The organism is uncultured Cyclobacterium sp. (genome assembly GCF_963976465.1).
Lineage (GTDB): Bacteria > Bacteroidota > Bacteroidia > Cytophagales > Cyclobacteriaceae > Cyclobacterium.
Map to the genome: position 1 here is coordinate 1 of NZ_CAXBOC010000018.1, position 23075 is coordinate 23075.

Annotated in this window: 19 protein-coding genes and 2 pseudogenes; 19 read left to right on the top strand and 2 right to left on the bottom strand. The window is 38.5% G+C overall.

Annotated features, from left to right (window positions below; genetic code table 11):
* The 7 genes and pseudogenes from AAC037_RS02045 to AAC037_RS02075 form a co-directional block, all read left to right on the top strand.
* Positions 1-1613, top strand: a pseudogene (locus tag AAC037_RS02045) (hypothetical protein); the annotation flags it as partial.
* Between the two features lie 22 nt (positions 1614-1635).
* Positions 1636-2232 (top strand): hypothetical protein, encoded by a 597-nt coding sequence (locus AAC037_RS02050; protein ID WP_339901265.1) that lies wholly within the window; start codon positions 1636-1638, stop codon positions 2230-2232.
* Between the two features lie 77 nt (positions 2233-2309).
* The gene (locus tag AAC037_RS02055) at positions 2310-3014 is read left to right on the top strand and encodes an SDR family oxidoreductase (protein WP_339901266.1); all 705 of its coding nucleotides are present in this window, start codon (positions 2310-2312) and stop codon (positions 3012-3014) included.
* A gap of 2 nt (positions 3015-3016) precedes the next feature.
* Positions 3017-5008 (top strand): (E)-4-hydroxy-3-methylbut-2-enyl-diphosphate synthase, encoded by a 1992-nt coding sequence (gene ispG, locus AAC037_RS02060; protein ID WP_339901268.1) that lies wholly within the window; start codon positions 3017-3019, stop codon positions 5006-5008.
* A 27-nt stretch (positions 5009-5035) separates the two neighbouring features.
* Positions 5036-5227 carry a DUF6728 family protein gene (locus AAC037_RS02065; protein ID WP_085958593.1) on the top strand — a complete coding sequence of 64 codons (192 nt, stop codon included), beginning with the start codon at positions 5036-5038 and terminating at the stop codon, positions 5225-5227.
* Positions 5227-5577: an MmcQ/YjbR family DNA-binding protein gene (locus AAC037_RS02070; protein ID WP_339901270.1), complete on the top strand. Its 351-nt coding sequence runs from the start codon at positions 5227-5229 to the stop codon at positions 5575-5577. The genes AAC037_RS02065 and AAC037_RS02070 overlap by 1 nt, the downstream gene beginning before the upstream one ends.
* A 20-nt stretch (positions 5578-5597) precedes the next feature.
* Complete coding sequence (locus AAC037_RS02075; protein ID WP_339901272.1) at positions 5598-6542, top strand: ABC transporter ATP-binding protein; 945 nt, start codon at positions 5598-5600, stop codon at positions 6540-6542.
* 14 nt (positions 6543-6556) lie between these two features.
* On the opposite strand, the gene AAC037_RS02080 is transcribed toward AAC037_RS02075, so the two are convergent.
* Positions 6557-7054 carry a peptidylprolyl isomerase gene (locus tag AAC037_RS02080; RefSeq protein WP_303614868.1) on the bottom strand — a complete coding sequence of 166 codons (498 nt, stop codon included), beginning with the start codon at positions 7052-7054 and terminating at the stop codon, positions 6557-6559.
* Between the two features lie 209 nt (positions 7055-7263).
* Between AAC037_RS02080 and rhaM the strand changes: the two genes are divergently transcribed.
* From rhaM to AAC037_RS02140, 12 genes are all read left to right on the top strand, one after another.
* Complete coding sequence (gene rhaM, locus AAC037_RS02085; protein ID WP_339901276.1) at positions 7264-7578, top strand: L-rhamnose mutarotase; 315 nt, start codon at positions 7264-7266, stop codon at positions 7576-7578.
* Between the two features lie 21 nt (positions 7579-7599).
* On the top strand, positions 7600-10410 hold the full coding sequence (locus AAC037_RS02090; protein ID WP_339901278.1) for a glycosyl hydrolase: 2811 nt from the start codon (positions 7600-7602) through the stop codon (positions 10408-10410).
* A 113-nt stretch (positions 10411-10523) separates the two neighbouring features.
* The gene (locus AAC037_RS02095; RefSeq protein WP_339901280.1) at positions 10524-11573 is read left to right on the top strand and encodes a GntR family transcriptional regulator; all 1050 of its coding nucleotides are present in this window, start codon (positions 10524-10526) and stop codon (positions 11571-11573) included.
* Between the two features lie 126 nt (positions 11574-11699).
* The gene (locus AAC037_RS02100; RefSeq protein ID WP_339901281.1) at positions 11700-13088 is read left to right on the top strand and encodes a hypothetical protein; all 1389 of its coding nucleotides are present in this window, start codon (positions 11700-11702) and stop codon (positions 13086-13088) included.
* Entirely contained in the window at positions 13085-13270 is a 186-nt protein-coding gene (locus AAC037_RS02105) for a hypothetical protein (protein WP_339901283.1), read from the top strand. The genes AAC037_RS02100 and AAC037_RS02105 overlap by 4 nt, the downstream gene beginning before the upstream one ends.
* A gap of 160 nt (positions 13271-13430) precedes the next feature.
* Positions 13431-17444 carry a hypothetical protein gene (locus AAC037_RS02110; protein ID WP_339901285.1) on the top strand — a complete coding sequence of 1338 codons (4014 nt, stop codon included), beginning with the start codon at positions 13431-13433 and terminating at the stop codon, positions 17442-17444.
* Between the two features lie 261 nt (positions 17445-17705).
* Entirely contained in the window at positions 17706-18308 is a 603-nt protein-coding gene (locus AAC037_RS02115) for a sigma-70 family RNA polymerase sigma factor (protein ID WP_014020346.1), read from the top strand.
* Positions 18283-18516 carry a hypothetical protein gene (locus tag AAC037_RS02120; RefSeq protein ID WP_339901287.1) on the top strand — a complete coding sequence of 78 codons (234 nt, stop codon included), beginning with the start codon at positions 18283-18285 and terminating at the stop codon, positions 18514-18516. Before AAC037_RS02115 ends, AAC037_RS02120 begins: the two co-directional genes overlap by 26 nt.
* Positions 18517-18977: 461 nt before the next feature.
* Entirely contained in the window at positions 18978-19667 is a 690-nt protein-coding gene (nth, locus tag AAC037_RS02125; protein ID WP_339901289.1) for an endonuclease III, read from the top strand.
* Positions 19667-20905 carry an asparagine synthase (glutamine-hydrolyzing) gene (gene asnB / locus AAC037_RS02130; RefSeq protein WP_339901290.1) on the top strand — a complete coding sequence of 413 codons (1239 nt, stop codon included), beginning with the start codon at positions 19667-19669 and terminating at the stop codon, positions 20903-20905. The genes nth and asnB overlap by 1 nt, the downstream gene beginning before the upstream one ends.
* A gap of 32 nt (positions 20906-20937) precedes the next feature.
* Positions 20938-21441, top strand: coding sequence for an asparagine synthase-related protein (locus AAC037_RS02135; RefSeq protein ID WP_339901291.1), 504 nt, complete (start codon positions 20938-20940; stop codon positions 21439-21441).
* Positions 21438-22613: a glycosyltransferase family 4 protein gene (locus AAC037_RS02140; protein ID WP_339901293.1), complete on the top strand. Its 1176-nt coding sequence runs from the start codon at positions 21438-21440 to the stop codon at positions 22611-22613. Before AAC037_RS02135 ends, AAC037_RS02140 begins: the two co-directional genes overlap by 4 nt.
* Positions 22614-22699: 86 nt before the next feature.
* Here the strand turns inward: AAC037_RS02140 and AAC037_RS02145 are convergent.
* Positions 22700-23075 (bottom strand): annotated as a pseudogene (locus tag AAC037_RS02145) (gliding motility lipoprotein GldB); the annotation flags it as partial.

Genomic DNA, 23075 nt, shown 5'->3' on the forward strand with positions numbered 1-23075 from the left:
CAAATAGAATCTTGTATAAAAAAGTTACCCATTTTTCGGAAAATGGAGAAACGATAGATTATTACGAATACAGTACAGATGCAACGCAAGCTTTTTATGCCATTAGCTTTACTGAAACTACCCAAGGTTTAGGTGATTATATAAGGAAAGAACAACTGGCCAATGGGGTGGTTTATGAATACATTCCCCCTATAAGTGGTGTGTCTCAAGGTAATTATACCATTAGTTCCCCATTACCTGCACCCAATAAAAAACAAATGATTACAGCAGGCACTGAATTGAAGCTGGGGAAATACGAGACTACCTTTGCTGAGGTGGCATTTTCTGATCAAGATGAAAATCTTTTTTCCGACTTAGGAGATTCTGACAACAAAGGACATGCCTTTAAGGTAGGTTTAAGGTCAGCAGGCCGTTCAGTTAAAATGTTAAGAGATTATCTTTTTAATGGACAAACCACTCTGGAGTACAATGCCGCCAATTTTTCATTTGTGGACCGTTTGAGGTTTATAGAATTTGATAGGGACTGGGGCTTAAACAGTGCAAATGATGTGGAAAATGCAGCCGAAAAGCTGTTTAATGTTAGCCTGGAGTTACATAAAGACAATCATAACCAGTTTTCCTATAGCCTTGATTTAAGAAATCGTACAGGGGTTTTGTCGGGTATGCAACAAAGAATAAAACTCAATCAAAAACTTTGGGATAGACTTTTAGTAACCAATGACTTTTTCCAACTTAAATCTAAGGTGCTGCCCCTGCAATCCGATTGGCTGAGGTATCAGGGAGAGATCAAATACCCAACATCCATTGTGGTGCCGGGCTATAGGTTTATTTTGGATAAAAATAAAGTCGTTAACCCTCAGCAAAATCAAGTTGTATCCACTGCCATGAATTATGAAGAACATCAGTTTTCTTTAAATTCCAATGATACTTTAAAATATTCTTTTTTCGCGACTGCAAGCTTGCGGGAAGATAAAGCAGTCTTGGGCGGGCAATTAAATCCGAATACCAAAGCTTTTATGACCAGTTATGGAGTAGAGGGAACTTTTGGCCCACATACCGTCAATGGTTCATTCACTTATAGGAAGTTGAGCTTTTTGACCAAAGATCTTCCTGAGGAGACCACAGTAATGGGTAAACTGAATTACCGAAGCTCCCTATTTGATAACAACCTATCCAATGAGTTTACCTATGCTTTGGGCAATGGCAGGGAATTGAGAAGGGAGTTTGTTTATTTGCCGGTACCCACAGGAGAAGGAACCCATACCTGGAGAGATGACGATGAAGATGGGGTACAACAATTGAATGAGTTTTACCTGGCAATAAATCCTGAAGAAAAGAATTTTATCAAGGTATTTGTACCTACGGATGAATACCTACAGGCCTACACCACCTTGTTCAATTATCGTTTGAGTGCCAAATTCCCCTCTAAATGGAAAACCTTTGACCGGATAAAAAAAATGGTTGGCAAAGTTCTCAAACAATACCAATCTGAACGTGGAGAAAAAGATAACCTCCCGAGATTTTTTTCAGAGGATAAGTCCGTTTCAAGCCGGTGTGGAAGAGACTTCATTGCTATCATTGCGGCAATCCTTTCGCTCTTCTTTCTTTTTTAATCGTTCATCACCTAAATTCGGTATGGATCTTTCTTTTTTTAATAGTCATCAGAAGCAGTTGCTAACGGGAGGATTTGAAAATGTTTCACAAGATGATTGGCGATACAATGCCCGTTACAATATAGAAACGAAATGGAATCTCATGTTTTATGCCAATAAAGGAAAGAGAAATGCGAGCTCTGACTTCTTAGACAATAGGAACTTTAGAATAGAGCAGTTTACTTTTGGGCCGGAGATAAGCTTACAGCCGAGCCCCGTATTCAGGTCTACCCTTCAATACAGGTTGACAAATAAGGAAAACTTGGCCAATGTTGAGATTGATGAGGCCGCCAAAATACATGAAGGATTGCTCAGTTTTAGGTTAGCAAAAGCCATCAAAACTACCGTGAATGCACAATTGAAATATACTTATATTACCTACAACGGCAGGGTAAATTCACCCACCGGATATGAGATGCTACAAGCCCTTAGTCCGGGAAACAATACCAGTTGGAGTTTGAACTGGTTACAAAAAATAGGTGAAGGCTTGCAACTTAACTTGATGTATGAAGGCAGGAGATCGGAAGGCTTGGATCATTTGGTACATACAGGTCGCATGCAGGTATCGGCCTTGTTTTGATTAGGCATAGCCATTGAAAAATTGTAGATTTGCAACAGTCAATTTTGTTGTTGTACTAATTATTAAAACACAAACTAATGTCGAAAAGTATTTTAGTTACCGGAGGCACAAAAGGTATAGGAAAGGCCATTATCCTTGAATTTGCAAATAAAGGTTTTGATATATTTACCTGCAGTAGAAATGAAGGAGAGTTGGAGGCTTTAAAAGAAGAGGTGGAAAAAAGTTTTTCGGCAGTAAAAGTACATACCAAGAAAGCAGATCTTTCCAAAAAAGAGGAGACCAAAGCATTTGTTGCTTTTGTAAAAAAAATTGGAATACCCGATGTTTTAGTAAATAATACAGGTATTTTTATTCCTGGAAGCCTTCACTCGGAGGATGAAGCAAACTTTGAAAAGATCATGCACACCAATCTTTTCAGCACTTATTATTTGACCAAGGGTTTTACTAAGGAGTTGATGGAAAGGAAAAATGGGCATATTTTTACTATTGGAAGCATAGCAGGGCTTACTGCATATGCCAATGGAGGAAGTTATGCCGTATCCAAGTGGGCCATGCTAGGTTTTACCAAATGCTTGAGGCAAGAAATGATTCCTCATGGAGTTAAGGTGACTTCCGTTTTGCCCGGGGCAACATTTACAGCGAGTTGGGAAGGGGTAGATTTACCGGAAAGCAGGTTCATAGATGTAGCAGATGTGGCGGCATCAGTTTGGTCCGCTTATAACCTTTCGCCCCGTTCTGTTGTTGAAGAGATAGTAATTCGACCTCAATTAGGTGATATATAATTATGGAATTGAAAACATTCACAGAGAATCAGCAGTATTGCAATAGTCTAACGAATTATTCCAGAAGGAAAACCATTCCGGTAAGGATTGGAGACATAACCATTGGTGGAGACAATCCCATAGTCGTGCAATCAATGACAACGGTAGATACTATGGATACCCAAGGGTCTATTGAACAATGCATCCGTATGATTGATAGTGGCTGTGAGCTGGTAAGGATTACAGCTCCCAGTATCAAAGAAGCGGAAAACCTGCAGGCAATCAAAGATGGCCTAAGGGATAGGGGATACAATACACCGCTGGTGGCTGATATCCATTTTACACCTAATGCCGCGGAAGTAGCTGCTCGAATAGTAGAAAAGGTAAGGGTAAATCCCGGTAATTACGCGGACAAAAAGAAATTTGAAGTTTTAGAATATACCGATGCTTCCTACCAGGCAGAACTGGAAAGGATCAGGGAAAGATTTCTCCCATTGGTCAATATTTGTAAAGCCCATGGTACGGCCATGAGAATAGGTACCAACCACGGTTCTCTTTCTGATCGAATAATGAGCAGGTATGGCGATACCCCTCTGGGAATGGTGGAATCTGCCCTAGAGTTTTTGAGAATCTGTGAGGCTGAGAATTACCATGATATTGTGATTTCTATGAAATCATCGAATACGCAAGTGATGGTTCAGGCCTATAGACTTTTGGTAAATAAATTGGATGAAGGAGGATTTAAACCTTATCCGCTTCACCTTGGCGTAACAGAAGCCGGCGATGGAGAAGATGGAAGAGTCAAATCTGCCGTTGGTATAGGTGCCTTATTGGAAGATGGGCTTGGAGATACAGTTAGGGTTTCCTTAACAGAAGATCCAGAGTTTGAGTCTCCTGTGGTGAAAACCCTAATAAACAGGTATGCCAATAGAACTGAAGCCTCAAGAATTAAACCCATCAGCAATTATCCCATTGATCCTTTCGCTTATAACAAAAGAGGAGCTGTAGAAGTGGGCAATTTTGGTGGAGGAAATGTGCCGCGGGTCATAACAGACATCTCTACTGTTGGAATAGCTGTACCGAAAGACCTGAAATGTGTGGGGCACTTTTACCTTCCGGAATTGGATAAGTGGAAAATGAATGACCAGGGATGTGATTATATTTTTTCCGGGAGCAACCCGGTTCCTTTTATGCTCCCTAACGGGCTAAAAGAAATTTTGGCTTATGATACCTGGAGCAATCAAGAGGATCAAAAAAACAAGCTCCCTGCCATCGATTTAAATCATTTGAAAGAAAAGGCTGCACTGCATGCGTCTTTAAATTTTTTGTTTGTTTCATCAGACAATATAGAAGAAGCAATTCCATATTTAAACAATGAACTACCTCTGGTCATTGTTTTGTTCTCCAATAGTGAACATCAAATGCAAGCAATAAGGAGAGCTTTTGTATCACTTATTGAGGCGAAAATCAATTTACCTGTGGTTCCCAAGGTGAGTTATTCCGAGAAAGATGCAGAAAAAACCATGTTGTTTTCTGCTACAGATGTTGGCGGATTGCTTATTGATGGGCTTGGAGATGGGATGCTGATTGGTTTAGATCAGTTGCAGCTTCAAGAGAAAGAAGAAAAACTGGCACAAGTCAAACTTCATAACTCCGTTAGCTTTGGTGTTTTACAGGCAGCACGGACCAGGATGTCAAAGACAGAGTATATTTCCTGTCCTTCATGTGGAAGGACGCTATTTGATCTTCAGGAGACCACTGCCTTGATAAGAAAGAGAACAGATCACCTTAAAGGGGTGAAAATCGGGATAATGGGATGCATTGTAAATGGACCCGGAGAAATGGCAGATGCAGACTATGGTTACGTAGGGTCAGGAAAAGGGAAAATTACACTTTATAAAGGCAAAGAAGTAATGAAGCGCTCTGTACCTTCCGAGAATGCTGTAGATGAACTAATAGACATTATTAAAGAAGACGGGCAGTGGATAGAGCCTGAAACTGCAGATCATGAATAGATCCTTCAATTAAATTTGAATCAAAATATTATGGCTAGCAAATTAAAAGAGTTCTTTCAGTTGGGTGAAGTAGGTGAGTATTTTATTCGCGTATTTAAAAAGCCTGACCCAAATAAGAAGACTAATTTCAACCTTAGAATGATGCATGGCATCAATAAGATATCAATTTTGGTTTTCCTTGCAGCATTGGTCTATTGGATCATTAAAAGATTGGCTTGATGGACATTCAAACCTTTAGGGAGTATTGTTTGAAAAAACCCGGAGTGACCGAGGATACCCCTTTTGACAACAATACCCTCTGCTTCAGGGTGGGGAATAAAATTTTTGCATTGTTGGATATTGATAAATTTGAAAGTGTCAACCTAAAATGTGATCCTGAAAAAGCCATAATGCTTAGGGAATCCCACGAAGGGATAATACCGGGTTATCATATGAATAAAAAACATTGGAATACAGTTTCCTGCGATGGTAAAGTAACCGCGCAATTGATTTTGGAACTGGTAGACCATTCTTATAGTCTGGTATTCTCTAGTTTGCCTAAGAAACTGAAAGAAGAAATTAACGGATGAGTTATCTAAAAATTGAAGGCTTGACAAAAATTTTTGATGGTCAAGTTAAAGCCTTGGATAGCTTGTCTTTAACCATTGATAAAGGGGAGCGTTGGTCAATCATTGGGTCTAGTGGTAGCGGAAAAAGTACCTTACTCAAACTCATCGCCGGAATGGAAGTTCAGGATGAGGGACAAGTTTATTTAGAAGAGGAGAAAATACTTAACCCGGAGCAAAAATTAGTTGCCGGTTATGATGAACTCCAACTCGTCAAGCAGGACAATGGATTGTTCCCTTTGTCTACTGTTGCTGAAAATATAAGCAGACCCTTGTTGCAATATGATAAAGCATATGCCAAAGAAAGGCTTGAGACCTTGTTGCAGGTGTTTGGTTTAGAAGAGAAAAGAGACAGCTATCCCAGGCAATTGTCCGGAGGACAGCAGCAAAAAGTAGCCATCGCCAGGGCTTTAAGTTTAGAACCCCAGGTGTTGCTTTTGGATGAACCTTTTAGCTCTTTGGACAGCTTACAAAAGAGAGGCCTACTTGATGAGCTGAATTTAATTTTTAAGGAATTGGAAATCACTGTGGTCATGGTTACCCATGATATCCAAGATGCCCTATTGCTTACAGAGCATGTATGTGTACTCTCCGAGGGCAAATTATTGCGACAAGGAAGCGTAAAAGATATCTACAAAAACCCTGAAACGGCTTATGTCGCAGGTTTTTTCGGACCATTAAATCAGCTTCCCGGAAAATCCAAACATTATCTAAGGCCCTCTTCCATAAAGCCTTCTCCTTCGGCAGGAGCCTTAAAAGGTAATGTATTGCTAAGAAGGTATTTTCCTGAATATGATTTACTGACCGTGCAAGTGGCCGAAGGGCAATCACCTTGGCAATTGATTTGCTACGAAAGAGATGTGTCGGAAGGTGAGACAATATATATGAACTGGGAAGATGAGGATGTTTTAACTTTGAAAGAAAAGTAAGATTCCAAGGTGAATTAAACCCTGAAACCTTCTTCTTTTTCTTTTTCCGTTGCTTCTCGGATAGCAAAAACCTCACCCTCAAAATGAAGATTCATACCTGTAAGGGGATGGTTGAAATCCAAAAGCACTTCTTCACCCAAATCCTTTACCACCTTTGCTTGCATCGGGTAACCATCTTCATCAATCAAGGGCAAGAAATTACCTTCTTGAAGCATCTCCTCTTCAAATCCCCTCTCTTGGTTGAACTGTGATTTTGGCACAGAAACGATAAGCTCATCATCCGGCTTACCATAAGCTTCTTCAACTGACAAAGTAAAGTTAAACTGGTCACCCTCAACCTTATCGGCTAAGTTTTTCTCAAAAGTTTTAGGTAGGCCACTATCTCCAACTAAGAAATAAAAAGGGTCGTCCTTGTCCCTCACTTCCACACTAAAAGGCAGAGAGTCGGCTTGTTCATTGGTTACTTTTAATTCGTAGGTTAAACCTACCACTACATTCTCTTCGATTTTCATACATCTATTTTAAGCTGACAAAGTTAATCTTAATTGATTGGAATTAAAAAATATAAAAGGAACACCCTGATAGTACAGGAAAGTTTATTCAATTGTTTTCTTTACTTTGAGCATCAAAGCAAAATTTAGCCTCAGCAATGGGTGCTATTTTAATCAAAAGTAAAATAAGATAGACATAGCAGTCAAAGAAAAACATATATTTATCAGTTATGATTTCTGTAGCATTTACCATGAAATTATTGCCCGGGAATGAGGCAGTCTATGAAAAACGGCACAATGAAATATGGCCGGAATTGGCTGAGTTATTAAGAAAAGCAGGCATTCTCGAATACCATATTTTTCTTGACAAAGCCACCGGGGCGCTTTTCGCTTTCCAAAATCTAACGGAGGAAAATCAAACCAACAGCTTGGCCAAGGAAGCCATAATGAAAAAATGGTGGGCATTTATGGGAGATATTATGGAAACCAACCCGGATCAATCACCCAAAGTCAATCGACTTGAAAAAGTGTTCAGTCTTAAATAAAAAGCCTTTAACTGTAAATTGATGTTTGTTCGGATTGAAAAATATGCAAGTGCAAGGTTGATGTTATTCCTTTTTGTATTCTTAGGGAGTTTGACAGCCTGCAAAAAAGATAGGGTTCAGTCAATCGATCAGGCTATTGGACATTGGCCTGAGGAGACTGCTGCCTCCAAGCCTTGGGCCAGGTGGTGGTGGATGGGAAGTGCTGTGGATGAGGACAACCTAAATAATTTGCTTGGTGAATACAGTAAAGTAGGCATAGGAGGTTTAGAAATTGCTCCAATCTATGGAGCCAAAGGCTTTGAAGACAAGTTTTTAGATTACCTTTCTCCACAGTGGATTGAAATGCTCCATTATACCATTAAGAAGGCGGACAGTTTGGGGCTAGAAATAGATTTGACTCAAGGAACAGGTTGGCCATTTGGTGGGAAAATGGTTAGTCCGGAAATGGCTGCAAAAAAAATGCTGGTTCAACAATTTTCCTATTCAGCCGGCAATGGGGTAGGAGGTCCAATATTGATAGATGAGGAAAAAGCGAAAGGGGAATTACATTATTTACATACCCTAATGGCTTTTCAGGATGGAGGGGAGGCCCAAAATATTACGAAATATGTAGGAAAAGACGGTAGGCTAACTTGGGATGAAAAAGGTGACTGGAAGCTGATTGCGATTTTTGAGAGCCAAACCGGTCAGAAAGTAAAAAGGGCAGCTCCTGGAGGAGAAGGCTACACTTTAGACCATTTTTCAGAAAAGGCAGTAAGGCAGTACTTGAGCCATTTTGATACCGCTTTTTCAGGGAATTTTCCTGGGATAAGGGCCTTTTACAATGATAGTTTTGAAGTATATGGGTCCGATTTTACCGAGGATTTTTTTAATTTTTTTCAAGACAGAAGAGGTTATGACCTCAGAAATTATTTAGATCAACTCAATACTGAAGAAGGGTATCGTTTAAAATCTGATTATAGAGAAACCATCAGCGATATGCTGTTGGAAAACTTTACGGGGCAATGGTCTTCTTGGGCAAAGAAGCATGGCAAACAAACCAAAAACCAAGCCCATGGTTCCCCTGGCAATCTTTTGGATCTTTATGCCGCTGTTTCTATTCCCGAAGGAGAGACCTTTGGCTCAAGCTATTTCCCAATCCCCGGAATCAGGAGAGATAGTTCAGATATTCGGAATGTGGATCCCGATCCCATCATGTTAAAATTTGCTTCTTCAGCCGCTCATTTAAAGGGGAATAACCTGGTGTCTACAGAGACTTTTACCTGGTTGGGTGAGCATTTTAAATCTTCCTTTTCCCAAGCTAAGCCGGAGTTAGAGCAAGCATTTCTTGCAGGGATCAATCACATGTTTTATCATGGAATCACCTATTCACCTGAGGCTGTAAATTTTCCCGGTTGGTTGTTTTATGCCTCATTAAATTTAAATACCCACAACAGTTTATGGCCCCATCTTAAAGGGTTTAATGGCTATGTTCAACGGGTGCAGTCCGTATTGCAGGCAGGAAAACCTGACAATGAGCTGTTAGTATATTGGCCGGTTTACGATGTCTGGGCAGACCCTGAGGGGCTAGGAAAAACGCTTACTGTACACGGAATTGATGAATGGTTGCACCCGACTCCTTTTTATAAGGCCTCTAAGTCTTTGATGGAGGTGGGTTATGGTGTAGATTTTATTTCCGACGCCCTATTGAAAACTTTGCAGGTAGCAGGCAATTCCCTCAAAGGTTCTAATGAGGAATTTCAGTCTTCAGCCATTATTGTCCCCAAAACCAAGTTTATGCCCTTGGCCACACTAAAAAAATTAATGTCCCTAGCTGAAGAGGGAGCTCAAGTAGTCTTTCAGGAAAAGCCCTTGGATGTTCCGGGCTTTTATAAGTACGCCTCAAGGAGGCAAACCTTAGATAGCCTTTGGCAGCAGATCAATTTTAAGCCATTTGAAAGTGGAGAAGTTGCAAGTTATGGTAAAGGAACTGTGCTGATGTCTTCGGAACTATCCTCAGCGCTAGCTTTTTTGAAAATCAATCGAGAGAAGTTAACAGATCTAGGGTTAAAGTTTCTCCGAAGGAAATTGGGAGAGGGCAAATATTATTATCTGGTCAATCATACTGACAAGAAAATCGAAGACTTTGTAAACTTACAAGCTGAAGGTAAGGCTGCGGTGCTAATGAGTCCTGAGCAAGGGACAATTGGACGTGCCAAAGTGAAAGAAAATGATGAAGGCAAGGTGGAAGTAGCCATTTCTCTAGATCCGGGACAATCTATTATTGTTCATGTTGTAAATAAGGAAGCAGAGAATGTACCCCTGTGGAAATATGAAACGGCAGCTCCTAAAATGATTGACATAAAAAGTGATTGGAACTTGTCTTTTAAAAGTGGAGGCCCGGTTTTACCTCCGGATTTGGAATTAGCTTCTCTCAAGCCTTGGACTGCATTGGATGGGGAGACTTACAGTGATTTTTCAGGACAGGCTGTTTACGAAAGTGAATTTACGCTCGATAAGTTTGATAAAAATGCAAAATACATTTTGAGTTTAGGGAAGGTATTGGAAAGTGCTAAAGTTTGGGTCAATGATAAAGAAGTTGGCTATGCCTTTAGTATTCCTTTTCGCTTGGATGTTAGTGAATTTGTAAAGGAGGGTGAGAATAAAATTAAAGTTGAAGTGGCAAATTTGATGGCCAACCATGTGAGGTACCTTGATAGAAATGAAATTACATGGAGAAATTATCATGAAATTAATTTTGTGAATATAGATTATAAACCTTTTGATGCTTCCGGTTGGGAAGTAATGCCTTCAGGCTTAATAGGTCCAGTTCAGATAGAAATACATGATTAATAGCATCTTTTGTTTAAATTCTCAATTGGAAACACAAGTATTTAACTTTATTTAGTAAATTTAATGAACACCTCCTATACGGATTAATAAAGAAAGCCTAAATAACCTGACCCATGATTGAAGTGAAGCCCTTGATTCGTTTAGATGAAAATTCCAGAATTCCCAAGTATCAACAGATCGTTAATTCTATCATTGAGGATATTGAAAACCGTGCCTTAGTGGTGGGAGATAAAATTCCGTCTATCAATGAAATAAGTGAAGAGCACTATCTTTCCAGAGATACCGTTGAGAAAGCCTACAATCAGCTAAAAACAAAAAAAATCATCCTTTCAGTAAAAGGGAAAGGGTACTATGTTGCCAAAAATATTTCTACCTCGAAGGTTAGGGTTTTGTACTTATTGAATAAGCTCAGCAATTACAAACTTAAAACCTACAACTCTTTTATTGACAGCATGGGAACAGATGCACAAGTTGATTTAAATATTTATCATTGTGATCCCAAGCTACTGAAGAACATTCTTACCGAAAATTTAGGTGCTTATGATTATTATGTTTTGATGCCTCATTTCAAGGATACTCAAAACAGTCATTATAACTTAGATGAAGAAGTGATGAAATGTGTAAAGGAAATCCCTTCTGACAAGTTGATTATCATGGACAATCAGATTCCTGAGTTGGGAGAAAGCGTTGCTTCAATTTACCAAGATTTTAAAAATGACATCTACAATGCATTGATCGAAGGAGTGTTTCAACTTCAGCAGTATGAGAAGTTGATGCTCGTTTACCCCAATGATATACTGTATCCCTACCCTAAAGAAATATTAAAAGGATTCAAACAATTTTGTAAGGATTTTGAATTTGATTATGAAATATTGGACAAAGTTTACCCTGAGATGGAACTTCGACCTAAGGATGCCTTTATAGTTATTGAAGAAAATGATTTGGTCAATTTAGTAAAACAGGTTAGAGAGCAGCTTTATGAACCCGGGAAAGAAATTGGCATCATTTCCTACAATGATACTCCATTAAAAGAACTTTTGGGAATAACCGTGATCTCTACAGATTTCAGGCTGATGGGAGAGACCGCAGCCTATATGATCAAGAAAAACAAAAAAGAATCGGTTAAAAATGTTTTTAAGTTCATCAATAGAGGGTCCATTTAAAGTTACCATTTGATAAAAACGAAAACAGGAATACTTTACAAGTCTTAATAAACCTATAAATTATCGGTATTAGCTCAGCTTCTTAGGGCTTACAGCCTACAGGAAGTGTCATGATTATCTATTTCTATGGAAAAAAATAAAAGTTTGGTGGACCGTCTCAATGCGGTTAATGAATATGAACAAGAACCCATTCCCGGCAATAAGCTAAAAGGCTGGAGGAATTTTTTAGGAACTTATGCAGGAGAGCATACTGCCGGAACAGAATTTGTAATAGGGCCATTATTTGTTGCGCATGGTGCAAGTGCCATAGACTTGGTAACCGGACTTTTGCTTGGAAATATTTTAGCAGTATTAAGTTGGGCTTTTTTGACGGCCAAGATTGCGGTAAAAACAAGAGTAACGCTATACTATTTGTTGGAGAAGATTGCTGGGAAAAAGTTTACCTTGATTTATAACTTGGTCAATGCAGGTCTTTTCTGCTTTTTGGCCGGGTCTATGATTGCTGTAGCAGCTACAGCTGTTGGTATCCCTTTTGACATGGCCATGCCACAGTTGACTGATGTATTGCCCAATAGTTTGGGTTGGGTGGTGACGGTATTTGTGGTAGGAGCCATTACCACCTTGATCGCCATGTTTGGCTTTGATCAGGTTTCTAAATTTGCAATGGTAGCGGCTCCATGGATGATCATGATATTTATTGCTGCTGCTTTGGCTGTATTGCCTCGCTTAGGAGTGACAGAGGTAAGCTCTTTTTGGTCTGTTGCAGAAAGCACCATTTGGACAGGAGTCCCTTTGGAAGGTCAAAGTAAATTTGGGTTTTGGCATATTTTATTCTTTGCTTGGTTTTGTAACATGGCCATGCACATAGGTATGGCCGATTTGTCTTTACTCAGGTATGCCAAGAAGTGGCAACAAGGTTTTTCTTCTGCCACCGGAGTTTTTTTAGGGCATTTTATTGCTTGGATTGCTTCTGGAATATTGTACTCCCTCTTCTTAATAGAATCCAAGGGAAGCCTAACCTTTGCTCCGGGGCCCATTGCCTACAGTGCAGTTGGTGTGGCAGGGGCAATATGCGTTGTCATTGCAGGCTGGACAACCGCCAACCCAACACTATATAGAGCAGGCTTGGCCATTCAATCGATCAACCCCAAATGGAAGACTTGGAAAGTAACACTATTTGTAGGTTTGTTCACGACCATAGCTGCTTGTTTCCCTGCTTTGGTTATGCGATTGCTAGAATTCGTGGCATTGTATGGCTTAATTTTAATGCCGGTAGGGGCAGTAATATTTATAGATGTTTACATGCTTGAAAGAGTAGGGTTGAAAGCTAATTATGCTGAGTTCAAAGGAATATCGCTTAATTGGGCTGTAGCATTGACTTGGATTATTACTTTGTCCTTATGTTTACTGTTGAACCTCGTTTTTGGTATTGAAATCTTCTTTTTAGGTCTTCCAGGCTGGTTTATAGCCGTGTTAGTATACCTTGTGGCAAGTAAAATGAATCAAAAGAAATGAAACTATTATTGAAAATTATTTCCTTTATAGGCTTAGGCTTGAGTATTGTACCGGCCATTCTAGTATTTGGTGGACATATGGAGCCTGATACTTGCAAAAACCTTATGTTTTTGGGTACCGTTTTATGGTTTCTAACCTCACCCTCTTGGATGATTAAAAGAGGGGTTGCCAAAGAAGAATGATAGTTTTGAAAGGTATTTTGAAATATTGAGTTTAAAAATAGTTGTTTGTGTAAAATTTAGTAGTATTAATTTTGATTTTTACAGAATTAAAGTTTTGATCTTAAGGGGGATTGATTAAATTGGTTAATATTTTATAAATAATTAACCAACACCTCTTTCAGTGAAATTCAGGGATTTACGCGTTTGGATTTTCATCTTTGGCATCATGCTTTTAATAGGTGCCTATTTATACCAGCATTCTCAAACGAATCAAAATCAGTTGGAGTCGCAAGGTATAAAAGCCATTTACCTGGTCAAGCAAAATTTTTTAGATTCCTTCTATAATTACCATGTTCAATTGGAAGGTTATTTTAAAAGGAATTTTTATGCCTGGGCAGCAAAAGATGGGCAAAAGGCTGCCACTCCTATGGTGGAAATGTTTGATAAAGCCCCAAAGTTTGGAGTTGAAAAAATTCATTATTTCAAAGCAAACGAAAGACCGGAGCCACAAATTTTTGCCAACGATGGAATCGCTCTTATTCATAAAGACACCTCTTACCGGGTAAAAGTCAAAGGGTTTAGGTTTTTTCTAAACGAAAAAACAAAGTATGGAAACCTCCCAAAACTGGATTTCGACTCATTGAGAAGGAATATCGAAGAAAAACTTCCAAACACCCTTTCTCAAGAGACTTTTTCAGGTAGAGCATTTGAAGTAGACCATTCAGTTTCCATCAACGATTTGATGGCTGGGAATGTACAGAGTTTATTTTTTGACAGGCTTTTTATTCTGGACCAATCCGGGATGGCCATATATCCAAAAGGAGTGGCAGGTTTACCAGTGGTAAATGTAGACTCATTGAGCCATAAGCAAACGGTAGGAGAGAGAGAATTGGCCTTGCAAATTTCAGGCAATGATTATAAGGCATTTATCTCCCCTGCAATGATAGGGAACCAGGTTTTCTTTTTGCTTGGAGCCAAAGAAAAATCTAGGTTTGAGCGTGTGGCGCTTAAAATTAATTTCAAGGTTTTGAGTGCCTTTATCACACTTTTGACCTTAATATTTGTTTCAATTCCGGTCATTAGTATTTTTAATTTAGGCGATGGAGATGTATTGACTAAGAAAAGAGTCATGGGCCTGGGGCTTTCATTGATCTTGGTGATGGTGATTTCAGGTTTCTTTTTCTTTTCCCTTTTTCAAAACTATGAAAATGAATACGCCTCAGAAAACAATCTTCACAATGTGAAGTCCGCCTTCCATTTGGAAGTACAACAATTGATCGATGAACTTGAGATTTTTAAAAAGGTAATCGATAAAAAAGAGGAAGATAATCAAGCGTCGGAGATTGAAATTTCCAAGGACCAGGAAATAAATGAATTTCTGAAATTTGACTTGGAAGGAAACATTCTCAAAATGTTGCTTCCAAAGATGGATACTTCAAAAAATAATATTGATTTTGGAATTTTCCCCTTTGTGTCAATTGCCAACAGGGATTATGTCCAAGTACTAAAGTCGGTAGAAGCGGAAAAGTATTTTATTAGTGCTCATTCTTCAAAGTCTACGGGTGATTTGGAGGGCGTAATAAGCAAAAAGAATGGAGGAAATGGATTTGCATTGACTTTTCAATTGGATTCAATAGTTCCTAAGATTAGCAAAAATCACAGGTTTTTCATTTTCAAGCCCGATGGAAAAGTATTATTGATCAGCAAAAAAGTTAATACCCCCGTCAATTATCTTCAATATGGCATAGGACAAGAAAAGTGGCAGGAGATCAAAACATTAATAGAAAACAACAAAAATGCCGGAGATGACAAGCTGTGGAAAACCCCAATCTATGTAAACGGGCATGAGTATCAAGCCTTACTGAGTCCTATCACGTCCGATTCCTTTAATACTGAAAACTGGGTACTTTATTTGGAAGATACCAACCTGCAACATGCACTGCATAGCTTGGCATCTCTTGAGGGCATTGCAGTTTTTGTCCCTTACCTTCTGGTGTTGGTATTGCTGGGATTGCTTACGCTCGTTACGCGAAAGTCAAGTATCTATCTATCCTTTGAAGACTTTTCTTTTGGCTGGTATAGCCCTTCTCCTAGAAAGAGGTTACGGTTCTTATGGCTCAATAGTATTCTATTGCTGGATGTACTTTTGTTTATCGTCGTCTATCTTTTTCTGCCCTTAAGCATATTTAAAATCTACCTATGGTCTGCTTTGTTTGCCATACAATCGGGCACTTGTAATTTTCTTCTTCTTGCAACAATCGGAAAAGATGACGGCAAAAAAAATATCAATGCCTTTTTAGTAATGGCATGCCTGCTTTGGATAGTTTTGGCTTCAATATTGGCCTATTTTACATTTTTAAGTCATTTCGGTACCCAATACTTTATATTCACCTTGTTTTTTATTGCCCTGATTGCAGTGATGCAGATCTTGTGCTATTACCTCTATCAAACGCCTAAATTCCCTACCGTTCGCTTTAGTGAGTGGGACAGAACCAAGACCTTGTTTAAGCTGCACCGAACTTTTACCCAGTTTTGGACGAAGTTAACCGGTGCACCGGTAGACAAACGCGTATTTGCTATTAATCTTCTACTTTGGCTGATGATTGTAGGGTTTTTACCAGGGTATTTTATTCATCGACAAATATTTAACCAAGAGAAAATTGTTTGGAATTATGTGAGTGAGCTGGAGGATATCCCCGAAGAAAAAGAGGCCAATGAAGAAGATGGGCTATTGGCAGATTCTGTCAGACAAAAAAAGTTGACGAAAGATTCTATAGATATCCTTCCGCCATTTTATATGGATTTAATCAAAATTCATGAAGAGTTTAGAAGAAACAATTTTGGAAGGTTTTCCAATCAAGATGATGAATTGATTACAAATTTTATTGCCGCACCTAATCAGGCTTTGATTAAAGCGTTCAACACCAAACCCAATATTTCTTCAGGAAAGTCAAACTTATGGGATGCCATTTGTTCCAATGTCTTTTTTTTAATGGTTTTGTTTCTTGTGCTTATCTGGCTCTTTAAAATGATCATGATATTAGGGAATAAAATATATCTCATCGATTATCACTTCACCAATGCTTTTGGTTTGCTTCCCAATGGAGCAGAAAAGCAAGACAACAGCTTTGTTATTGGGGTAGATGCCGCCAAATCAAGAGATTGGATATTGCAGCAATTTGGTTGGCAACCCAAAGAAGTACTGTTGGTGAGTCTCTCAAGAGGTGAAGAGATGGAGATGCCGGAAATAAAGCCAGTACACAAAGGGGTGATTTTAGAAAATTTTCATTGCATTGAAGATACCAATACCCTATTAAGTACAATGATTGCCTTTCAGAAAAAGTATGGTAGAAAGGGTTTGGGGCTATTTGTAACTTCCGGGAGGCCTCTTCAGGAGATTTTACCCAATGAAATGTCTAAACAGTCCAAGTTGTTAATAACTGAAATTTTTTCGGATTATCTCTTTCAATATGTCCCTATTGACTTTAACAATCAGAAAATTATTTTGCCATATATTGGTCCAGACTCCAAATTTATTGATGAGGAAGCCAAGGATAATTACGATGAACGCATGAGGAGTGTATTGTTCAATGATGAAAAAACACATAACCTGGCCAGAGAGATAGCCTATGGACCCAATGCAAAGGCCATTGCTTCTCTTATCACAGAGGAAATTTCAAGAGATGATTTGGAATTACCTCTATCTCAAGAAAGGTATGAAAAATGTGTTCTGGCTATTCAGAGACACAATAAAGCCTATTTCATGAACATTTGGACGGAGTTGAGTTTAAAGGAAAGGAAAATGGTCTATAACTATGCCACGGAAGGATTTATAAATTTTTTCAATAAAGAAACCATGACCATGTTGATTCAAAAAGGAGTAATAAAAATGAATCAAGCAATGGACAGACTTGTATTGTTCTCTGAAAGTTTCAGGAATTTTGTTTGCGTGTTTATAAGTGATGAAGAAGTGGCGCGGTTTAAACAAGATGAAAGCAGATCCGGTAATGCTAAAATGATACAAGCAGCTGTTTTCAGCTTTGTTTTAATTTGTATTGCATTGATTAGCTTCTATGACCCCAATATATTGAATGAAACATCTGCGTATATTAGTGGCTTTTTAGGTTTGGTGGGTACTATATATAGTCTTTTGGCCAAAGGTTTTGGAAAAAAAACCAGCCAAGAAAGTGAATAGTTTCTAATGGTTAATATTTTGGTACTTTAATTGTTGTTTTTTTAGAAACCACCTAATGGCGCAATAGAGTGTTTGGTTTATTTTTTAACAAAAGATATATTCTTCTGTCTTATGATTTTTATTGTGCTATTAAATATAAAAAAGTACAAAAAAATTGCGTATTCCTAAGTGATTCTATACATTTGGAAAGAAGGCAATTGATGTTTGACTATTAACTCCACAATATGGGATAAAACTCTACGTTATCTAAATATCTGTTTTATGAGTATAAGGGTAGGACCTAAAGACAGTGAATTAATTTCACAATATAGAAATGGTAGTGAGATAGCCTTTGAAAGGTTGGTTGATAAATACAAAACCAAAGTCTACACTACAATTCTGATGATAGTTAAGGAGCAAGGAGTTGCTGAAGATTTATTACAAGATGTATTTGTAAAAGTTGTTCAGACCCTCAATTCTGATCGTTACAATGAAGAGGGTAAATTTCAACCATGGTTAATGCGTATAGCACATAATTTAGCGATAGATCATTTTAGAAAAATGAAACGTTATCCCATGGTGGTAATGGAAGATGGATCAAATGTTTTTAATACTTTGCATTTTGCCGAACAGAATGTAGAGGATGTAAAAGTAAAAGATGAGACATATGCCTTGGTTAGGCAGTTGATTGAAGAATTACCTGAAAGCCAAAAGCAAGTGTTAATCATGAGGCATTACATGGATTTAAGCTTTCAGGAAATCGCTGAACAAACTGGAGTCAGTATAAATACTGCCTTGGGGAGGATGCGGTATGCTCTTATCAATTTACGGAAGAAACTCAAACAAATAAATATTGCCTATGACCAAATCTTTTACGACAAATGACCTGATAAGGTATATTTATCAGGAAATGGAGGAAGAGGAGAACGATCAATTGATGCAAATCTTGCAGGATGACCAACAGCTAATGCAAGAATACATTGTTTTGTTAAGCACCATTGAAAAATTAAACGTACTCTCCACCGAACCTTCCGAAAGCATTATTAACGCCATTAAGAAAAAGGCCCGGTCCAAAGGACTGGAGAAAGTTTAACACCAACAAACTTACTTTCCTGTCGTTTAATCAAACGACAGGATTTTTTTTGCTAGAATCCGTCACCCCTCGAGGCTTCAATTCATTGCTTAAATAATAAGAAGTTTCTGTATTCTATTTTCAGCAAGCTTAGTATATCATTTTATTTCTATAGGGGAATTTGACTAAATAAGTCAATGGAAGCCTGAAACCCTGATAAATTCAAACAGCCTGTATTATATTGATGTTATAATTAATGACAATAAATCAAACAGATAAGTTGCAGGCTGACCTGATGTATTGCTATTTTGTAGCTTGAAATGACTCGTACGATTTATTCGCAAGATAGAATTGACGTGGTGAATCCGGGTTATCTTTAATTAGTTTACTTTCTAATATTTGGGTTTTGCTGTCAACCTGAAATCTACCCTTGTATTACACTTGAAGACAGTTGAATAGTAAGGGATAAAAAGAATTAAGTCATGTTAAAAAAAGAGCGTTACAAAGCTTTTGTCGAACATTTTTCTAAAAATATGCCTGTGGCTGAAACAGAGTTGAAGTTTGAATCAACTTTCCAACTGCTTCTTGCAGTTGTGCTCAGTGCACAGTGTACAGATAAAAGGATTAACATGGTAACACCTGCGCTTTTTAGGGATTTTCCCAGTCCTGAGCATTTGGCAACAAGTAATTTTGATGAGTTATTTCCCTATATTAAAACGGTATCTTACCCCAATAACAAAACCAAGCACCTCTTGGGATTAGGGAAAATGTTGGTTGAAGATTTTAATTCTGAAGTACCTGACACTGTAAATGAGCTTATAAAGCTTCCGGGAGTGGGACGGAAAACAGCCAATGTCATTACCAGTGTGGTATGGAACCAACCCAATATGGCAGTAGATACGCATGTATTCAGGGTTTCCAAAAGACTAGGCTTGGTAGCACAGAAAGTAAAAACCCCCTTGGAGGTAGAAAAAGATTTGATTAAGCACCTTCCAAAAGAGGTCATACATAAAGCACATCATTGGCTAATATTACATGGCAGGTATGTTTGTTTGGCCAGAAAACCTAAATGCAATGAATGCACCATCACCGCTATTTGTCGGTATTATGAGAAAAATCAGGACAAAATAGCATTCGAGGAAGGGTTCAATAAGAAAACTTCTGCCAAATAATGTGTGGCGTCCATTTGCTGTTGGATTCATCTGTTTCAGATGATGCAGCAATCACCAATATGGTGGAAAGTGGTATCCACCGAGGTCCGGATTACGCGGAGGTTATCCATATCAAAAAAGGGATATTTCTTGCTTCCAATAGGTTGAAGATTTCAGACCTGAGGGATGAGGCCAATCAGCCAATAGCCGATGAGGAGCGGACAGCTTTTTTGTCATGGAATGGGTTTATTTACAATTATCAAGACCTTAAAAATCAACTCTTGGAAGAAGGCGTGGTTTTTAAAACTCGCTCGGATGGAGAGGTATTGTTTCATTGGTTGAAGCAGAAAGGGGTTAAGGGGATTTCATCCATAGAAGGAATGTTTGCCCTGGTATTTGTAGATGTTCAAAACAGTGAAATTATTTTAGCGAGAGACCCTGTGGGCATGAAATCACTGTATTATTACCAGCAGGATAATAAACTCTTGTGCTCTTCGGAAGTAAATAGCCTGTTAAAATCTGGGGTGGTGAAAAAAGAATTTGATACCGAGCAAATAGTACCTTATTGGTATTTGCGGACCTCTTTACCTTCCGCGTCATTTTTTAAAGAGATTAAGGAGTTATTGCCTGGGCAAGTTTTACAGTTTGGCTTTGATGGCCAAAGAAAAGGCACCCTAAAGCTCACCATTCAGAAGCGACTAACAGCTACCGATCAATTTCTATTTAAACAGCAGCTAACCGAGGCTGTGCTTACCCATTTTACAGCTGAAGTGCCTGTAGGAATGATCTTGAGTGGAGGAGCTGATAGTTCACTTTTGTATCATATCTGGTATAGGGAAACCGGTGTTCCACTGCCTTCTTATACCATTGGTTTTGATAAGGCCAAGGGCAAAAACACAATCGATGCAAAATATGCTGCTGAACTGACCAAGACCATGGGTGGAGGGAATCAGGAAATAAAAATTGGGCCGGATTATTTTTTAGCTACTTGGGAGGAGTATATTTCTCAATTGGATCAGCCCGTCGGAGATAGTGCCAGTTATTTGACCTGGGCCATTGCCAAAGAAGCCAAGAAGAATGTGAAAGTACTGGTGAGCGGTGTAGGGGCTGATGAGCTATTTGCCGGTTATAATAGACACAAAGCTTTTAAAGCCTACCTTAAGCACCCTCAGTGGTGCTTAAGCAGTTCCCTCTATTATCAAGAAGCCGACAGAAATTCTTTAAAGGCATTCATACTGAACCTTCCCGTACTTTTATAAATTTCGCTGCACTTTATCCCGTACCTGAAGAATTGGGAATAAAGCTAAAAGAGCTTTACCCTTCCTCCGAAGAGGATTTTAAAAATGCATTGACCTATGACCGAAGCCTGTATCTGGTACATGATTTGTTGAAAATTCATGACAATGCCTGCATGGCAAATGGTATTGAAGGGAGAGCTCCATTTTTAGATTGGTCCTTAATTGGCTTAAGTGATTCCATGAAAAATGAGTTTTTTTTGAATACAAAGGCCAAATCCTGGATCAAGAATACTTTGGTAGAGGAGGGCTTGGAAAACATTGCGAAAAGGGAAAAGAGAGGTTTTGGTATTCCCATACTTGAATGGTTTATTAATCATCGGGAGTTTAGAAATAAATTGAGTTCATCTGTTATCGCTTTTGAAGAAAAATATGGCAATTTTGTTTCCAATGAATGGCGACCTTTGCTAAAACACCCTGAAAAAAACATTCATAACCATTATTTGCTTTTATTCAATGTGTTTCTACTTTCAGAGTGGACCAATTTAAACAACCAATGAGAATAATCTATATCCATCAATATTACCTTAACCCTGCACACGGTGGGGCAATAAGGTCATACCATCTTTCTCAGGGATTGTCGAAAGAAGGAGCGGCGATGGAGGTGATTACTGCGCACAATAAGAAACAATACATGCTACGAAAAGATGGGGAGGTAACTGTACATTACCTCCCTGTGCCTTATTTGTCAACCTATTCTATCCGGCAAAGGGTCTTGGCTTTTTATGACTTTTTTAGACAGGCGAAAAAATTAATCAAAGGATTGGCTAAACCGGATTTGTTTTATATTTCCTCTACTCCCCTGACCACAGGATGGATTGGGAGGTGGGCGAAAAAAAAATATGGAGTCCCCTATGTTTTTGAAGTGAGGGACCTTTGGCCGGAAGCCCCTATCCAAGTTTTAAAGATTAGCAATCCAATCCTAAAAAAGGTTTTGTATAAAATGGAGGCTGGAATTTATCGCGAAGCAGAAAGAATTGTGGCCTTGTCTCCCGGAATCCAAAATCATATCAAAGTTTTATTTCCGGAGAAAAAGGTAGCTTTGATACCCAATTTTTCAAACAATGAATTTTTTACTCCCAATCAAAATAAATGGAATGGTAGAGATTTCGATAAGCGTCCACTAAGGATATTGTATTCAGGAGCGATAGGAAAGGTCAATGGCTTGAACACTTTTTTGGATTGGGCATATCTTGCCCAATCTCAGAGGAAGAATTGGAGGTTTGAATTAATGGGTAGCGGAAATGCACTGGGTGAATTAAAGAAGTATGTCCTGGATTTGAAATTGTCCAATGTCTTTTTTGTTCCCTTTGGAAATAAAGAAGCTGTTAAATACCAGTTGGGAAAAGCTGACTTTGCATACATCTCTTACCTTCCCATAGAAGTTTTGGAAAATAGTAGTCCCAATAAATTTTTTGATGCTTTGGCAATGGGTTTACCTGTAATCGTTAATTTTAAAGGCTGGATTTATGACCTCATCGAAAAGGAAAAAATAGGCCTTCTTCACCCAAGAGAGGATCATGAATTGTTGATTGAAAACATTGAACATTTGCAGAAAAACTTAGACCAATATTATCAAATGAGCCGAAACTCTCGGAGAATCGCTGAAACTAAATTCGATAAAATTTCTGCCCAAAAAAAGCTCCACGCTTTTTTGGATTTAAAAAATTGAAATGGCTGAACCCGAATAGGTTATAGCCAAATTTTGATTTGAAAAGCCCTGCTGTTACCCAAATTGTAATTTAGTTTAGCGGTTAATCAGGGTCTTCTTGGTTTGTAACCTGATTCTTTGAAGACCGATCTGGCATCGTCTTGTTCCATTAATTCAGGTAGCGCAATGTCATTATTGGCTTGGTAATCATCTACTATATTCCAGCCTATCCATCTTCCAATTCGACCCGGAGCATCAGGACTGATTTCGTTTGTAAATGGGGCTTCACCAGTATATTTTCTTATTTCAAAAGGGTTGGTTTCAAAGAGCAATTCATTTTCAATAAAGTGCCCCCATATCATTTCCTCATTGGCATAGCTTCCAAGTATCTCATCGGTTTCATAGCCAATAATAAACTCATCAGCAGTACATGGCATTATGGATTTGGTGAAATGATTTTCTTTGCCAAGTAATATCATTTTT